The organism is Microbacterium sp. CH12i (assembly GCF_000685355.1).
GTDB lineage: Bacteria > Actinomycetota > Actinomycetes > Actinomycetales > Microbacteriaceae > Microbacterium.
In genome coordinates, this window is record NZ_JHET01000001.1 from 270347 (window position 1) to 285263 (window position 14917).

A 14917-nucleotide genomic window follows, 5' to 3' on the forward strand; every position below is an offset into this window, starting at 1 on the left:
TGCGCGTCGGCGCCCACCCATCGTTTAGCTGATCATTCGGCTTGTCGTGTCGAAGAGTTCCAGCTCTCCGGGGTGGAGCTGGTGCTGGCAGACGAAAGAGCGATCCTTGATGCGCCATAGCCCTTGGCCGACACCGAGACCCGGCAGCAGCTTCTGCTCGGTCCCCGTCAGACCGAGCGCTCTCGCAGTAGCCCCGAGCTGATCGGATTCCTGCCGGTAGATGATTCGCGTCTCTGCGTTGGCGAGAAGGCTGCTTGCCAGCGCTCGCATCGCGGAACCCTGGTCACCGACATTTTCCAAGTCAGTCAGCTTGTGGAAGATAAGCATGTTCGCGATCCCGTAGTGGCGAGCGAGCCGCCAGTGCGCATCCATTCGGCGCAACAACGCCGGATGAGACATGAGGCGCCATGCTTCGTCGTAGATGCACCAGCGCTGCCCGCCGTTCGGGTCAAGTAGGGCGGATTCCATCCAAGCCGACGAGCAGGTCATGAGGACCGAGGTCAGGGTCGAGTTCTCCGTCACTCTCGATAGGTCAAGGGAGATCATCGGTAGCGACGGATCGAAACGCACTGTTGACGGGCCATCAAAGAGACCGGCGAGGTCACCCGCGACAAGGCGCCGCAGGGCATGCCCAACGAGCCGTCCGTCTTCTGCGAGGCGCCCATCCGGATCCGCCTGCGCTGTCGGGGAGAGTATGTGTTCGACAATCATCGGCAGGATCGGCACGTCGTTGCTGCGAACGACTTCGGTCAAGGCGGTGTCAATCGCCGTGTGTTCCAAAGGCGTGAGCGGTCGAGTGAGGACCGTCTCGGCGAGCGCACCGATCAGGTCGCGTCGTCGGGCGGCGATCGTGGATGCCCAGCTCTCCTCGCTCATTCCGGTGGGGCGATAACCTTCGTCGAGCGGATTCAGACGAGCAGCAAGCCCATGACCGAGCACGATGGCCCGACCGCCTACAGCTTCAGCGATCGCAGTGTGCTCGCCCTTCGGATCACCGGGGACGTAGACGCGCCGCCCGAACGGTATGGATCGTGTGTAGAGGCTCTTAGCCAAGCTGGACTTTCCGGAACCGACAATGCCCGCGAGCACAAGGTTCGGCGCGGTGATGATGCCGCGCGCGTAGAGCACCCATGGGTCGTAGACGAAGGAGCCGCCGGAGTACAGATCCTGACCAACGAAGACCCCGTCGGAGCCGAGTCCGCCTTCAGCCAGGAATGGGTACGCACCAGCAAGGGTTGCCGACGTGTCTTGATGCCGTGGCAAGCGAAGTCGTCCCGGAGAACGCAGCTGAGTTGGTCCTGGTTCGCCAGCTGGAGAAATGTATGTGTTTGCCCGGCGCTCAGCCAGATGGGCGGCGTACTTTGCGCGGGACGCCTGCTGCTCCGCTCTCTGGTGGTTCGCTTGCACCTTCGCGGCAGCCTGCCTGCGCTGCTTGCGTATGTGCCCCTTCTCGGATGCTGGAGCAACGAGGACCGAGGTGTGCAGACGCTCGGCATCATCGCGGCTCATAGTCCAAGGCCTCGCTGCCGCTTGAGCGCGGTAATGCTGGCAGGCTCAAACCAAGACGTTCGCTGTGACTCGCGAGCCCGGCTCGGTGCCGACGCGACGGAGCAGCGAGACTTCGAGCGTCATCTGGCAGTTGATCTACCGTGTCCACCGCGTGGATTCGGTAGAGCGCGACGTGCGCGAAGGCGTGGCTGTAGGCGAGGTGATAATCACCGTCGTGCAGTTCATGCTCAAGCGGGCCACTCGGAGGTGCGTCGTAGACGTATCCATTTTCCATCGCTGCGCTGGTGGTCTGGTCGCCGTAATCCCAGCACTTCAGATGGTTGAGGCCGGCTAGAGCACCGTCGGCGTCGATCATGTCCAGCACCTCGTCCGCCTCTTGACCTTGCATGTAGACGACATTGATCCAGCGAGCGACAGCTGGTGCTTCGGTGGCTGGAACTTCGTGCCAAGCAACGCGACTCGCCGCACCCGCTGCGGCGTCGAGCCGTTCCTCTGCTTGGTCGATCAGAGTCGCCGCCTGGTGAAGTTCGTCGGCGGCGGCCAGGGCATCCTTGGATCCGATGGAGTGGTCACCGTGGTCGTCAAACGCGCGAGGGCGATTCTTGATGTGAGCGGCAGCGATCTGATCGAGAACCTGCCTAAGCGATCGCACACCTGAGAGCAGTTCGCCGAGGACGCCGTACAGTTCCTGCGGACTTTCAAACGTGCGCGTTGCGTGCGCGAGCCCGCGCAGCGCCTCGGATGCTTCCCCGGCGTCCGCGCCGGGATCGTAGAACGTGGGCATTGCTGTGTCTCCTTGGATATCGAGCGCGGGCCTTGATAGCAGTTAGGTGCGCAGCCGGTATTCCCGCCGATGTCCGAGGAGGGCAATAGCCTAGGAACTGCCAAGTAGCGAGGAGCGAAAGATGACGGACGAGATCGAGCTCGTGAGCGATGGAGACGGCCTCGCAGTCTTCGGCGAACAGCGCGCTGTCGAGCGCTTCCTTAAGTCGGTCGGTCTGTTTTCGACGTCGAAACCATTCGGGTTAGACAACTTAGGACGCGTTCTCGACGCTGGCGGCGCAGTCATTCGTACTGCGTCCGACGTTGCAGGGAACTCAGGGCGGTATCTAAAGCTCACCAAGGAGTCAGCCGCTCGGGCGAAAGAGCTCGGTCTGATGCCGACCAAGACCAAGGGCATCGGTCACGCCATGTTGGGTGAACCGGGAGCGATCAATAAGTGGCTTCAAGTCGAGAGCGGGCCAGGTTCGCTTCTGACTAATCCAGCGTTGCTGTCTGGCATCGGTGGGTTGATGACGCAATTCGCGAAGCAAGCTGAAGCGAATGAACTTAAGGCTCTGCTGGTGAAGATTGACGAGAAGCTCGATGACGTGCGCCGCACACAGCGAGATTCAGTGCTCGCGAAGATGGATCGGGCTGCGCTCGCAATCAAAGAAGCGTTGACCATTCATGAGCACAGTGGCAACAGGGAGACGGCCTGGGGAAAGGTCGAATCCGAGTCAGGGACGATCGCTGAAGTGCAAGGATCTGCGTTGCGCGCGCTCGACGCCCTCGCGGATAAGGTCGCGGGAAAGAAGAAGGTCGGTCAGATAGCCAACGCGACCGAGGAGATCGAGTTCGAAGTGAGTGTGTGGCTCGCGGTGCTCGCCCGGTGCTTTCAGCTGCAAGACGAATTCGCTGTGCTGGAGATAGATCACGTTCTTGACGTGGCACCCGCTGACATTGATGGACACCGCGTTGGTCTCGGTGCAGCTCAACAGGAACGCAGAGCACTAATCACTGAGAAGACACGAAAGCTGATCGAGCGTATGGACAGTGCGGGTGCGATCGCAGACTCAAACATGCTGCTGCACGTCCGAGGTGCTCGTTCCGTTGTTGACTCTGTAAACGCCACGGCCTCTAGCATCGATGAGTTCCACGCTCCACTTGGCATCGATCCTATGCGTGACCCGATGGAAGCAACCCGTTGGAGATCCGCACTCCGTGACCGTCAGCAGCTGAAGAACGCGGGTCTCGAAGCGGGCCGTAAGACCCTCACCGGAGCGGCAATCATAGGTGCCACTGCAGTCGCTACTGTCGTGAGCGTCGTGACAGCGAAGAATGTGGCGAAGGGTGGCGACTGACGCGCACATGCCACGTGATCTAATCGGGTCATCGGCTTCCCGTGACGGTCACACAACCCGACATAGCGGCAGCGCCGCGGCGGTGAACGCTTGGGCCTGCTGTCCAACGAGGAGCCTCGTCTCACAAGAAGCCTGAATCGCGGCTTGCTCGATCGCGGCGACGGCAGCGTCGAGGTCATCAGCGGTTCGTGCGGACACTGAGATGAGTCCGGTGTAGCGCAGGACGCCGTGCCCAGCCGTGAGGTCAGCTTCCTGCTGGAGAACGTCCTGAAACTCAGCCGTCTGCGAGGCATCCTCTATCTGCCCGATGCGCTGACGCTGAGCTGCGTCTGAGATGTACTCCGTCTTCTTTTTCCGGATGTCACGTGCTGCCTGGTCGGACCGCATCGGTGTGCAGAGCAGCGAGAAGGACCGCTGTATCCCGGTCGACAGGAGTACTGGTGCCAAGAAGCCCGGGTAGACCATCGACCGCGGCCACTCTGAGATCCACAACACCGCGTGGAACGCCGAATCTGTGCGCAGCCGAGACCAGGATTCGTTCACTGCCACCGGACCCGCGGTGGCGAGCGACTGGCCGAGTTCGCCGCGCCGTTCAAGCGTCGCGGCGACTGCCGGGTCGTACGCCGAACGCAGGATGACGGCGATCTCACCACACGTCAACCACGATGAGGGTGCGAGGTCTGCTGAGCGCAGCGCGGCGACCAACGTAGACATCTCTTGGCGAAGAACAGCCGCAGCGCCACGGATGCCGCCACCGGCAGTGCGGATCTGTCGTGCCGATACCTGCATATCGAGCGAGAGGGAGAGCGTGGTGGCGTGGCGTTCTCCAGCGGGTCCTGCGCGGTCGATGAGTTCGGCGTACGTCGTCGAGGCCCACGAGCCATCTGCGTTGCCGTGCGATGCCCACCATTCAGCGAGTCCTGTCCCGGAGTCCGGGAGGGTGCGCTCAAGCACTTGCAGCATTGAGAGGCGCCCGGATCTGCACACGGTCGCGAGCACACGTCCCCAAGAAGAGACACGCCGCTCCTGCTCACCGGGATCGAGGAGCGCGAATGCTGGGTGCGAGACCGCAACGATGGCCGTGAGGGTACTGGCGGTCGGGTCATGAACCATTCCGGCGCCAGTGATCGGGTCGTCGTACTCGCGCAGTCGTGCCATGTCGCCGGGTAGCGCGAGCGAGCCCGCAGGTCGCGGTTTCACAACACGCCGCCGGTAGAGCAACTGTCCACCGGTGGTTTTCCACATCCACCAGAAGGCAACGGGAGTCCATTCGACGATCGGACGTTCAACGATCCGGATCCACACCACGGCCGCGGCACAGAGCCATACGGGTGCCGACAACGCGATGAGCATGCCGCCTCCGGCATAGAAGGCCCACACAAGCGTGGTCACACCAATTCCGAGCGCGACCAGCTGGGAAAGGGATAGTCCGAGCAGGATGCCCCTTCGTGTCAGTCGGGAGAATTTCACCGGAATGAGGTCCCCGGCCCGTTGATCGTCGTAGTCCTTTGGCATGGTCAGCTATTCCTTCCCAGATCGTGGCTGCTGGGTTCTGGGTGGTGCTGGATCTGATCGCGGTGCGGGAGGCTGAGGCGTGGAATGAGGAGCGGGTGCAGCCGCACCCGAACCACCCGCACCGGCACCCGCAGTTTCGGCCGTGCTACCAACAGCGCCTCCGAGCTGGGGCCCGGCAGTAGCGGCAGCTTTGACGACCTCCGCGCCAATGACCGCTGCCGCTGCGGGGCCAGCAGCTGCGGCAGCGCCACCGGCACTGGCTCCCGCCCCCGCTCCGGCAGCTGATCCGCCGGACGTCGCCCCACCCGAAGCAGACGCGCTGGGTGAAGCGGTTGCTGCTGGAGCGGCGTTGGATGTCCCGCCACCACCGGAGCCACCGTCGAGAACTTTCTTCACTCCGTCGCTCTGAGGCTTCGACGGCACAGGCACCGGTCGGTTCACGGCGCTCTTCGCTTCCTGCTCGCTTCCCATCGCGTGGTAAACATCGAAGCCGAGGAAAGAGATGAACCGGTAGACCATGTACGGCGCGAAGGCTGCGATGAACAGCAGCACGATGCCTGAGATCGGTTCAGTCACTGCCGACAAGTCAGCCTCGATCGGGGTCGAGACCTGCGTGATCGCAATGAGGAACACGACGACGAGTACGAGCTTGGAGATGATGAGCGCGACCACGAACGCGGCCCATTTGCCGATCCATCCGCGGGTGACATCCCATGCCGCTCCAGCGAATGCGATCGGCGCGAGCACTATTGCGACGAGCAGCAGCGCCTTGCGGATCAGGAGCGAGAACCACACGATAGCGACAGCACAGATCATGAGCCCGGCGAGGAAGATCGTGACGATCGCACCGACCCCCGGAGCAGCGATATTGATTGTCGTGAGTCCCGCGGTCAGGAGCGCGATCTTGTCGCCCATGGTGGCGGTGGTTTCTCCCGCGGCCTGAACAACCCCGATGCACAGCTGATCCACGATCTCCAAGGCCGTCGCCGTCAACGTGATGACGACGAACGATCCCAAGACCGCCTTGCTGCGCCGAGGGCCGCGCGGGCAAGAGCCGCGGGTTCGCGCCGGATCAGGCCGAGGATCAGCTGGAAGCAGAAGAACAGGAGAACGATGAAGACACCGATGCCGAAGAGCAGGTTGTAGACGTTCAGGTAGCCCGGGGATTGGACGTCCACGAGGGTTGTGCTGTCGAAGACGGTCCACATGGCCTCGATGAGCCATCCGGCAGCTTGCCCCATCGTGGAGGCGAGCCAGTCGAATGGCGCCGACACGAGAGTCGCGGCACCTTCACCGACGGCATCACACACGTTGGAGATGACAGGAATATCGCAGACACTCATCGCAGGCCTCCCGGAAGTATCGGATGGGTGAGTCTCAGACCTGCTGTCCCACGTTCCAGAAGAAATTGATGAGCGTTACTGATGCGCCGCAGATGATGGCGGCACCGCAGGAGATGAGTACGCCGAGTTTGCCGCGAGAGGCGAGGTGCGGGTTGGACGAGTTTGACCCAAATCCCCAGACGATCGCCGAGATGATGAGCGCGAGCACGGAGAGAATCAGGCCGATCGTCATGACGGCGCCGACGATCGTGCGCAGCTGCGCAATCCCCGGCAGCCCCGAATCATTCGGGGTGATGTCGATGTCCATCGGCAGGGCTGAGGCGATGGTCGTGATGAGTTCGAACACGGTGGCTCCTTTGGCATGAACACCGCCGTCGGCGGTAGCTGAAACATGGTCGAGAGCCAGGTGCGCCGGTCGTCCCTTTCGACAGGTACGAACAAGCGAGCTACAGCTGCTCACCCAACTGAATGAGCCAGTTCATCCACGCCACGCCACCGCCAGCGAGGACCGCGGCACCCAGCGCGACGAAGACCCCGGCGCGTGCCTTCGCGGCGGCACCAGGGTCGCCAGTGGAGGTGGCGATGGCCCAGATGATTGCGCTGATGATGATCATGAGGACAGCAAAAATCAGGATGATCGTGAGCATCGCCCCGATGACAACCTTGAGATCGCCGATACCGCTCATGCTGCCGAAATCCGGAAACACATTCACGACAAGCCGCCCGTCATTGCCAAGCATCCGGCTCCTGCGGTGGCTTCCGGAAGGTCAGCGGCATCGTGCTCGTTGAGCCACTTCGCCGCATCGACCGCCTCAGCATTCGTGCCACCCGGCCGGACTTCGAAATGAAGGTGCGGACCGGTGGAGTGTCCAGACGAGCCGACATCACCGATGTGTTGACCAGCGATGACGTGTTCTCCGACGGTGGCGTCGATGCCGTTCTCCCACATATGCGCGTATGCGGTCGCGATGGTCTGGCCATCGATGCGGTGCTCAATCACGACGAGTCCGCCATAGCCGCCAGAGAACTCCGCGACGGTCACGACACCATCCGCTGCTGCGAGGATGGGTGTCCCGTCAGCGGCAGCAAGGTCGGTGCCCGAGTGGAAGGCCCTCTCTCCGGTGATGGGGTCAAAGCGGGGCCCGAAGTCACCAGTGAGCACCCAGGTACCTTCCGGCCCCGGGAACACGACGTGCGAGGATCCGGTCACGGCGTCAGCCGGAGGGGCAGTCGTCGAAGAAGTCGATGTGCCGCTCGTGAGGGCCGTGAGGATCACCTCGGCGACGGGCTCGTAGTTGGTGTACCGGTAAGGATAGGCAGACACCTCGACCGCCTGAGCGGCTTCGCCTTTACCCATGCTCTGCCATCCAGGAATGTCGAGGAGGCCGCGGGGCGAGGGATAGTTGGGGCCGGACGGTCCGCCAAAGAACGCAGCAGCTTGATACTCGGGGTCCATCAGCTCAGCTACGGATCCCCAGCCCGATTGTGGGCGCATTTGGAACAGGCCGAGCGAGTCGTGGTCGGACCCGTCTCCATCGTTCGGATAGCCCCCGGATTCCGGGTAGGTGCCCGTGTTCGCGAGCTGCCGCAGCGTCGACTCGGTGAGCGCAGCCATGATCGCGATCTGGACGCCATCTCGGGTGACGCCCTCGATTCGTGAGCCCACGGTGATGATCGTTGCCGCGTGTGTCAGCTGCTGCTTGTTGAGCGTGAACGTCTCACCATTCGCTGTTGTCACCACGAGCGAGTCCGGCAAGTTACCCAAGGTGAGTCCTGACGAGGAAAGACACGCAACAACCGCGGGATTTATTACGAGGCCGACGGTGACGAGCCCTAGCGTTGGAGCCAAGAACATCAGGGCGACGACTGCGATCGCGAGCTTCTTCATCATGAGCTGGTCTTCCTAACGCAGCGGATTGTTCAGCTGTGAGAGCCGCAAGACGTAGCAACTGTCATCGGGCGGGCACGCGATGAAGACCGTGAACGCGAACTCTTGCTTAGCGCTGACTTGGTCACCGTTCCAGAGACCGGAGCGATGGCGGATTCCCGCGATCGTGAATGCGGCGGCGCCTGCGGGGAGCTGGCCAGGGCGAGCCTGAGCGAGCGCGTTGGCCCAGGTATCTGGCACGTGCGCGGACGTGATTTCCAAGCGTTGGCTCGTCGCGCACTGTCGCAGCTGTGCCCACGCGTCCTGGGTGGGCATGTACGTTGCAATGTCGGCTGCGAGCCCCGGCTGCTCGGTGCCGGTGGGGTCGGCGACTTCGAGAATGACTTCGGCATAGTCCAGCGGCAGGAACCCACTGCCGGTGTCCCAGGTGAACAGCGCCGTCGCGACGCCGCGCGCGAAGGTCTCCGCAACGGTGCTGTGGGGGATAGTCGGAATCCGAGACGGCTGGACCGGTGACTCACGCGACGGTTGCGCTGCTGGTCCAGTGCTCGACGGTGACGGACCGATTGGAGCCGCGGATTCTCGGGAACCGATGATGATCCCGTAGACGCCAACACCTGTGACGAGGATCACCGCTATCGAAGCGGTGATGAGAGCGACGAGCGTGCGTCGTGAGCGGAGCGCGGTGGGGAGCTTCATATCGGGCAGGTGCGCAGCACCAGCCCGTCATCAGATCGCGCGAAGGTTGCCTCTTGATGCTGTTGAGTCCGAACCTGCATCCTCGGCATCGAGCGCACTTCGGAGTTGTTCGGCAAAGTGTGAAGTCGCGTCAACGACACGGAGGAACATCTCGACTTCTGCATCGCTGAGCTGGCGGACGAGGTCGTCGACCTCAAAGTGTCGCCACCATCCGTCGAGTTCGTTCCACGTCACCACGAACGCCCGAACTGGCCAGGGCTCGTCGGTGTCGATGGGCGCCGTTTTGGGGCTCGGCGAGGGACGACGCTTCTGACGCGGCATGCTCTTGATGCGTGCCAGCGCGGCCTCCGCCAGCTGCGCTACGTCCTCGGCCGGTGCGTCTGGCTGAGCCCCCAACACGAGCTGCCGTGCGCGTTCATAACTGGGATGCACGGGCGCGCCGGACCCGATGAGTTCAAGCTCAGCTGCGACACCCTCTCGCACCGACTTTGTCTGGTTCTCATCGTCAGCGAGCTGTTGCAGGTAGTTGATCTTCTCCAGCGTGGTGTGTGACGCGCCATCCGGGATCATCGCGGCGGCTTGCGCACGGGAATCTCCGAGCAACTCTGACGGTGCCGCAAAATTTGCGTCACCGTCAGTTCCCGGTTGATTTTCGCGGCTGAACCGTGACGCTTCCTGACGGCGAGCGGCATCCTCAGCCATCAACGTCTTGATCTCTCGATAGAGCGCGGCGCTCTCCAACTGGGTGAGCGGCTTGTGCAGCACGTTGTCGTCCTGCTCGGCAAGGAGGTGCGCGAGATCGCCCGAGATGCCGGACCGCACCCAGACCTTGACGTGCTGCCATCCGAGCTGCTTTATCGCAGCCAATCGTCGCGCACCGCAGACCAGGATCCCGTCAGGGGTGACCGTGATCGGTTGCAGCAGGCCATCGCGCTCGATCGACGCGGAGAGCGATCCGAGGTCGCCGAGCCCAGTACGGTGACGGCGTCCGACCTGGATCGAGCCGACTGCCCGGTCCAGCTCGATATGGCCGTCGCGTGTACTCATCGTGTGTTCCCATGAGTGGGCGCCGACATCGCAATAATCATTACGAGGTCGTCGTCACCGAGGAGCGTCGGGAGTGTTTCGCCGACGAGGAGGCGGAGCAGGATGCCGCGACCGGTGCTTGTCGCCCGGTATGCAGGGTGCGGATGCCCAAGCAGCACGTGCAGAAGCGACGACCATGAGTCGGCGGGTAAGTCGAGAAGCGCGCGTGCGTGCTTGTCCCGGCGCAGCAGCTCGTAAGCGCTTTGCCGAGACCCGATTCGTGCCACCGCGCTGCAGACATGTTCGATCGCTTCGCGGGCGGTGCTTTCGGGCCACCCCAAGGTCGTGAACAGGGTGATCGAGCGGTCGATCGCGCGCCGGGCCGTATCGGTGTCGCGCGCAGTGTTGGGGTCGGCGTCTTCAACGATTGGATACCGATCGACGACGTGGAATGCCGGGTGATAGTCGGCGAGTGGATTCTCCCGGTCGGCAAAACGCTCAGGGTCGTGAAACGCAGATACCTGCGGGCGACGTGCTTGATGCGTCGCGCAGAGCAACCCCTGCCCGCGTTCCTCGGCGATGCAGGTCACCTGAACGCCACGCGTGACCACGGCCCAAGGATCGATGGCCTCGCGAGCGGATCGAGTCCTCATCACGTCGAATGCTGCCGACGCTGCCTCCCACGGATCCAGGCCATGCTTTCGAGCCAACGCCGCATATTTCTCCGCGGCGAAAGCTGCGAGTTCGGCAGCGACGCGGTCGTGCTCCCACGCGCGAGCACCTGCGTGGTGCAATCGATGCAGCAAGGCACGAAGCCCCTCGCTCGTCGTGTAGTCCTCACGTGGTTGCCGGGTCGAGCTGTTGGTATCGATCATGGTGTGGGCACCTCCTGACAAGCAGGTACGCGCCCGCTCCCTAGCGGGGTCCTGGATGTCAACGAAGTGCCCATGAGATGCCGTGCCCGACGATCAGGGTGTCCCGATCGCGCCTCGCTCGGCCCCTCGTCTGGAGCTGCCATGTCCGAACGCGGACAACGGGGGGAGGCGCCGGGCTCTCTCTGCAACACCTCGGGCGCTGGTCGCGGTCGCCTGGTACGTGCGACGTCGAAGCTCGGCCTGGAAATTGATCCCTGCCCCGGCAACGCGCGACCCACCGCGCACCATCAGATCAGTCGGCCTCACCCACTCGACTCCACGACCGCGGTAGAAAGCGGGGTCGATTCCAGCGCCATTGCGATGACCTTGAACGCTCGCTGCCTCAACAGCTTCTGGCGCGCTCGCCATCGTCACGGAACCTTCATTGGCGACGAGAGCCCTGCCATCCTCTTCTGCTTCGTTCATTTCAATTCCTCCTCGTGCGGCGTTGTGGATGCGGGCGCAAGGTGCGCTCCTGATCGAGCGGGTTGTTTGCGAACCAGCGGCCCACAGTCGAAGGGTGCACACTCAGCTCACGCGCGATCCTCTTGTTCGACCACCCCTCCGTGCGTAAAGCCACCGCAGACTCCTGGGGCGAGGTCTGCGTCGTGGTCTTGCGAGCGGCTTCGGGACGCTCGGGAATGCGGATGAGGAGCACGGTGAGGTGAGTGATCGCCAGCAGGACCAGCGGTGGAACCGCCGCCACCGCCGCGGCGAGAAGGCTCGGCACATCGGCATCCGCCGCGACAACCGCGTGAATCGAGTTGGCTGTCACCGACACTGCCGCGGCGCCAGCCAGCAGAGTCCAGGGGTACCAGGCGGCTCGGGCTCCGGCCAGCGCGACGACGGCGACGGTCGATACGACGATGACGCCGTCGACAATGAGCGGCCACGCCCACGCTTGCCCGGCACCAATCCCTGAACGGGCGGCAAGGTCCGCAGGCGAGGTGAATGACAGCCAGAAGGCTCCCGCGGCAATGAAGACGGTGCCCGCGACGGCCGTCATGACAGCCCATCGTCGCGCGTTGAAATCACTCATGCCAGTGCCCGTGGGTGTGACGCGGGCGGTGGGCGATCACACGACGTTGTTGTGTTGGCGCGTATCGATCGCTGCGTAGGTGCACCCTGCACTGCCCGGTATGCAGACTGGACGGTTGTCGTGGCTTCGCGCTGGCTGAGACCGGCCTGCTCGGCGGCAGCGCTGAGGGCGTCGAGCGCCTCGCTGTTCGGCACCATCTGCTCCGCCATCTTGCACGCGGCCCAGAAGAGCCCATGGTTGCGTTCGCCTTCTTGGCGTCGCGCAACCCAATCGGCCAGCCGTCGCACGTCAACTGGCTGTTGCGCCGACCGCCCACTTCGACGTGCCTCGTTAAGTTGCGGCGGATCGAGATAGTCGTGGAGCTGCCGCGAGTCGAGCGGACGACCTGGTGCACCAGCCAACTGGAGGATCTCGTATCGGTGCGTCGACCCAGCGAGGGTGCGCTCAGACGGTGGGACGATGACATAGCCTCCGTCGCCACGGAAGTCGATTCCGGTCCGCGCGGATTGCCACGAGCGCTGCTCGCTGTTCCTGTCTGCTGGGAAGAAGAGGTGCAGCCCGCCGGACGGAGTCCTGACGGCGGCTTCCCAACCTTCAAGCAGCCCGGCACGCTGGGCGCCATCGAGTGCGTCGTAACCGTTGACCGAGCTGTGCACGTCGACGTCCACCACGACAAGGCCCGTGGCAGCGCCAGTCGGCATCCCGATATTTGCTGACGGCATCGCGGCCCACCAGCGATGAACCGACTCGGGCTCGCTGCTGGCCGAAAGGAACCCTCCCGCAACGGCGGGGCGCTTCCCGCCCGCGGTGCAGGGAAACACGGGGACGCCGGATGCTGCGAACGCGAGCGCGCTCTGACGGAGAGAGACCCCGCGACCAATGTGATCGAGCGTCGTCACGAATGCTTCCGGCGCATTCATCGCAGCCCTCGCACGTCGGCCAACGCCACCTGCTGTGACGCCGCGGTGGCCATGGTTGAGGGTGAGGCGCCGCGTGTTCGACTGCCTTGGAGCCTTGACGAGGCGAGTCACGCTCAAGCCCCGGAGGTGTGCCGTCACCGGTCATTTGCGTGTCGAGCTGATCGAGAATCTTCATCGCCATCGCACGGACTCGCTCGCCCGTTGCTCGAACGACCTTCGACGGTTCCTCCCCATCGACTTGAGCCGCCCACGTCGAGACATAGGGAATCGTGTAGCCGGTGGTGTCCATGCCGTGCGCCGCGCCCACCATGAGCGCTACCGACTCGGCCTCGACTTCACCAATACCTCGGTGCTGACGTGCATCTCCCTGGTCGGGGCCGTGCATGAGGACATGTGCGAGCTCGTGAGCCAGCGTCTTCACCTGGGCGGCCGGGTCCATGTCATCGCGGACGCTCACGGTTTTCTCCCCGTAGTTGGTCACGCCGTTCGCACCATAGATCGCGCCTGCATTGGCCACGGCGTGCAGCTGGAATCCGGCTGCTTCGATCTGCCGAGTGATTCCAGCTCTGAGTCCCGAAGGAGCCTCACCACGCAGCAGCTTCGGGGTAGGCGGTGCCGGGACCGGATCGCCCGAGGTCTGTGCGGCATCCCAGACGTACGCGGGGCGGACGCCGACCATCTTCGACCGAACTTGCTCGCCGGGGCGAGGCTTCTCGTACCGGTTGAGTCGTCGCCACGATGTCGGGTCAGATGGCGATGATGAGGCGAAGCGGCCGGTAACTGGAGCGAGAATCTGATAGCCCGGCTGACCCTTCTCGACCTGATGTCCGAGCTGCTGCCACTGCTTGTATCCGGCCACATACGAAGGCATCGGATCGGGCACCAGGCCTGCCTCATGCGCGGCGGTGTGCTGCATCCGGATCAGAAGCGTGTTGTTGAACGAACGGCTTCGGAACTGGGCTGCGAAGGCAAGTGCCTTGGCCCAGTCTTCGCCAGACACCAGCTGATCGACAGCCTCGGTCAGCTTTTCGTGCAACTCATCGAGCTTCGCCTCCCGCGCTTCGCGGCGATCGTCTGTGGATGCCATTGATCCGCCTCCTCTTCGATGTGCCATGACGCAGAAGCGTGTGGCGATACACCTGTGAGGTGAGCGAGGATGCCCAAGTCGCGGTGACGCGGAACGGCATATTAGCCGGGATGTCATGAGCGTGCTGTGACTACGCGCGACTGAGTGAACGAGCATCATCGCCTCGAATCTGGGCATGGTCCACCTCCCTTTGGGCAGCGGTGCCATCACGCCCAATCATGAAGTTTGAGCATGCTCAAATGGCTTAGGTCTTCCGTTCTAACATGGCAATTGAGCATGCGCAACCCTTGATTTGTGCATGCTCAACGGCTATATTGAGCATGCGCAACACCCCGCCGGGGTGGCCGGCGCCGATACCTACCCGTCCCGACGGAAGGGGTCAGCACCAATGACCGAGAACGAGAGCAAAGCCGCAGCTGCGGATCTCGCGAAACGCCTGCGCCTGCTGCTCGATGTTGCGATCGCTGAGTCCGGTATCGAACCGACGTATTCGCAGATCGCCGCCTACCTAGGCGAACGCGGTACCAATCTGTCGAGATCGCGGTGGACCTACATGGTGAACGGGCACCGGTACGTGCAAGATCCCGAGGTATTCGAAGGGCTGGCATCGTTCTTCGATGTCGACGCTGACTTCCTTGTCGGTTCTGATGGGGCCGAGGTCCCGGCGAGAGTGAGTGCACAGCTTGATCTTGTGCGCTCAATGCGGGCGGCGAAGGTCAAGTCCTACGCAGCCCGCACCCTTGGAGATATTTCACCGAAGGCTCTCCAAGCCATAAGCAGGTTCCTAGACGAGGAAATGGCACACACAATCGAGCAGTGACGGTGCCCCCGGCGCGGAGTAACGCCGGTAGATG

At 63.2% G+C, this 14917-nt stretch carries 12 protein-coding genes and 3 pseudogenes; 2 read left to right on the forward strand and 13 right to left on the reverse strand.

What is annotated here, in order from left to right; translation table 11 throughout:
- Positions 1–24: 24 nt before the first annotated feature.
- Together DC31_RS01495 and DC31_RS01500 are read right to left on the reverse strand one after the other, a co-directional pair.
- The gene (locus DC31_RS01495) at positions 25–1509 is read right to left on the reverse strand and encodes an ATP-binding protein (RefSeq protein WP_036276092.1); all 1485 of its coding nucleotides are present in this window, start codon (positions 1507–1509) and stop codon (positions 25–27) included.
- Entirely contained in the window at positions 1496–2293 is a 798-nt protein-coding gene (locus DC31_RS01500) for a hypothetical protein (RefSeq protein ID WP_235201257.1), read from the reverse strand. The genes DC31_RS01495 and DC31_RS01500 overlap by 14 nt, the downstream gene beginning before the upstream one ends.
- A gap of 121 nt (positions 2294–2414) precedes the next feature.
- Here DC31_RS01500 and DC31_RS01505 point away from each other — a divergent pair, with 121 nt between their 5' ends.
- Positions 2415–3632, forward strand: a complete 1218-nt coding sequence (locus DC31_RS01505; RefSeq protein ID WP_051606293.1) for a hypothetical protein — start codon at positions 2415–2417, stop codon at positions 3630–3632.
- A gap of 48 nt (positions 3633–3680) precedes the next feature.
- Here the strand turns inward: DC31_RS01505 and DC31_RS01510 are convergent, their stop codons facing one another.
- The 11 genes and pseudogenes from DC31_RS01510 to DC31_RS01565 all read right to left on the reverse strand — a co-directional run.
- Positions 3681–5147, reverse strand: a complete 1467-nt coding sequence (locus tag DC31_RS01510; RefSeq protein WP_036276094.1) for an SCO6880 family protein — start codon at positions 5145–5147, stop codon at positions 3681–3683.
- Positions 5148–5153: 6 nt separating this feature from the next.
- Positions 5154–6490, reverse strand: a pseudogene (locus tag DC31_RS01515) (conjugal transfer protein TrbL).
- Positions 6491–6524: 34 nt separating this feature from the next.
- Positions 6525–6797 carry a DUF6112 family protein gene (locus tag DC31_RS01520; RefSeq protein ID WP_240545761.1) on the reverse strand — a complete coding sequence of 91 codons (273 nt, stop codon included), beginning with the start codon at positions 6795–6797 and terminating at the stop codon, positions 6525–6527.
- A 139-nt stretch (positions 6798–6936) separates the two neighbouring features.
- The gene (locus DC31_RS01525) at positions 6937–7203 is read right to left on the reverse strand and encodes a DUF6112 family protein (RefSeq protein WP_036276274.1); all 267 of its coding nucleotides are present in this window, start codon (positions 7201–7203) and stop codon (positions 6937–6939) included.
- 23 nt (positions 7204–7226) lie between these two features.
- Positions 7227–8381: pseudogene (locus tag DC31_RS01530) on the reverse strand (M23 family metallopeptidase); the annotation flags it as partial.
- A gap of 12 nt (positions 8382–8393) precedes the next feature.
- A complete protein-coding gene (locus DC31_RS01535) occupies positions 8394–9077 on the reverse strand; it encodes a hypothetical protein (protein ID WP_036276101.1) in 684 nt (227 codons plus the stop codon).
- Positions 9078–9107: 30 nt separating this feature from the next.
- A complete protein-coding gene (locus DC31_RS01540) occupies positions 9108–10124 on the reverse strand; it encodes a ParB N-terminal domain-containing protein (protein WP_036276104.1) in 1017 nt (338 codons plus the stop codon).
- Positions 10121–10978 carry a hypothetical protein gene (locus DC31_RS01545; protein WP_036276106.1) on the reverse strand — a complete coding sequence of 286 codons (858 nt, stop codon included), beginning with the start codon at positions 10976–10978 and terminating at the stop codon, positions 10121–10123. Before DC31_RS01545 ends, DC31_RS01540 begins: the two co-directional genes overlap by 4 nt.
- A gap of 466 nt (positions 10979–11444) precedes the next feature.
- Positions 11445–12056 carry a DUF2637 domain-containing protein gene (locus DC31_RS01555; protein ID WP_051606295.1) on the reverse strand — a complete coding sequence of 204 codons (612 nt, stop codon included), beginning with the start codon at positions 12054–12056 and terminating at the stop codon, positions 11445–11447.
- Entirely contained in the window at positions 12053–12976 is a 924-nt protein-coding gene (locus DC31_RS01560) for a bifunctional DNA primase/polymerase (RefSeq protein WP_081813658.1), read from the reverse strand. Before DC31_RS01560 ends, DC31_RS01555 begins: the two co-directional genes overlap by 4 nt.
- A 337-nt stretch (positions 12977–13313) precedes the next feature.
- Positions 13314–14270: pseudogene (locus tag DC31_RS01565) on the reverse strand (ArdC-like ssDNA-binding domain-containing protein); the annotation flags it as partial.
- Positions 14271–14451: 181 nt separating this feature from the next.
- Here DC31_RS01565 and DC31_RS01570 point away from each other — a divergent pair.
- Entirely contained in the window at positions 14452–14883 is a 432-nt protein-coding gene (locus DC31_RS01570; RefSeq protein ID WP_036276110.1) for a hypothetical protein, read from the forward strand.
- Positions 14884–14917: the final 34 nt, after the last annotated feature.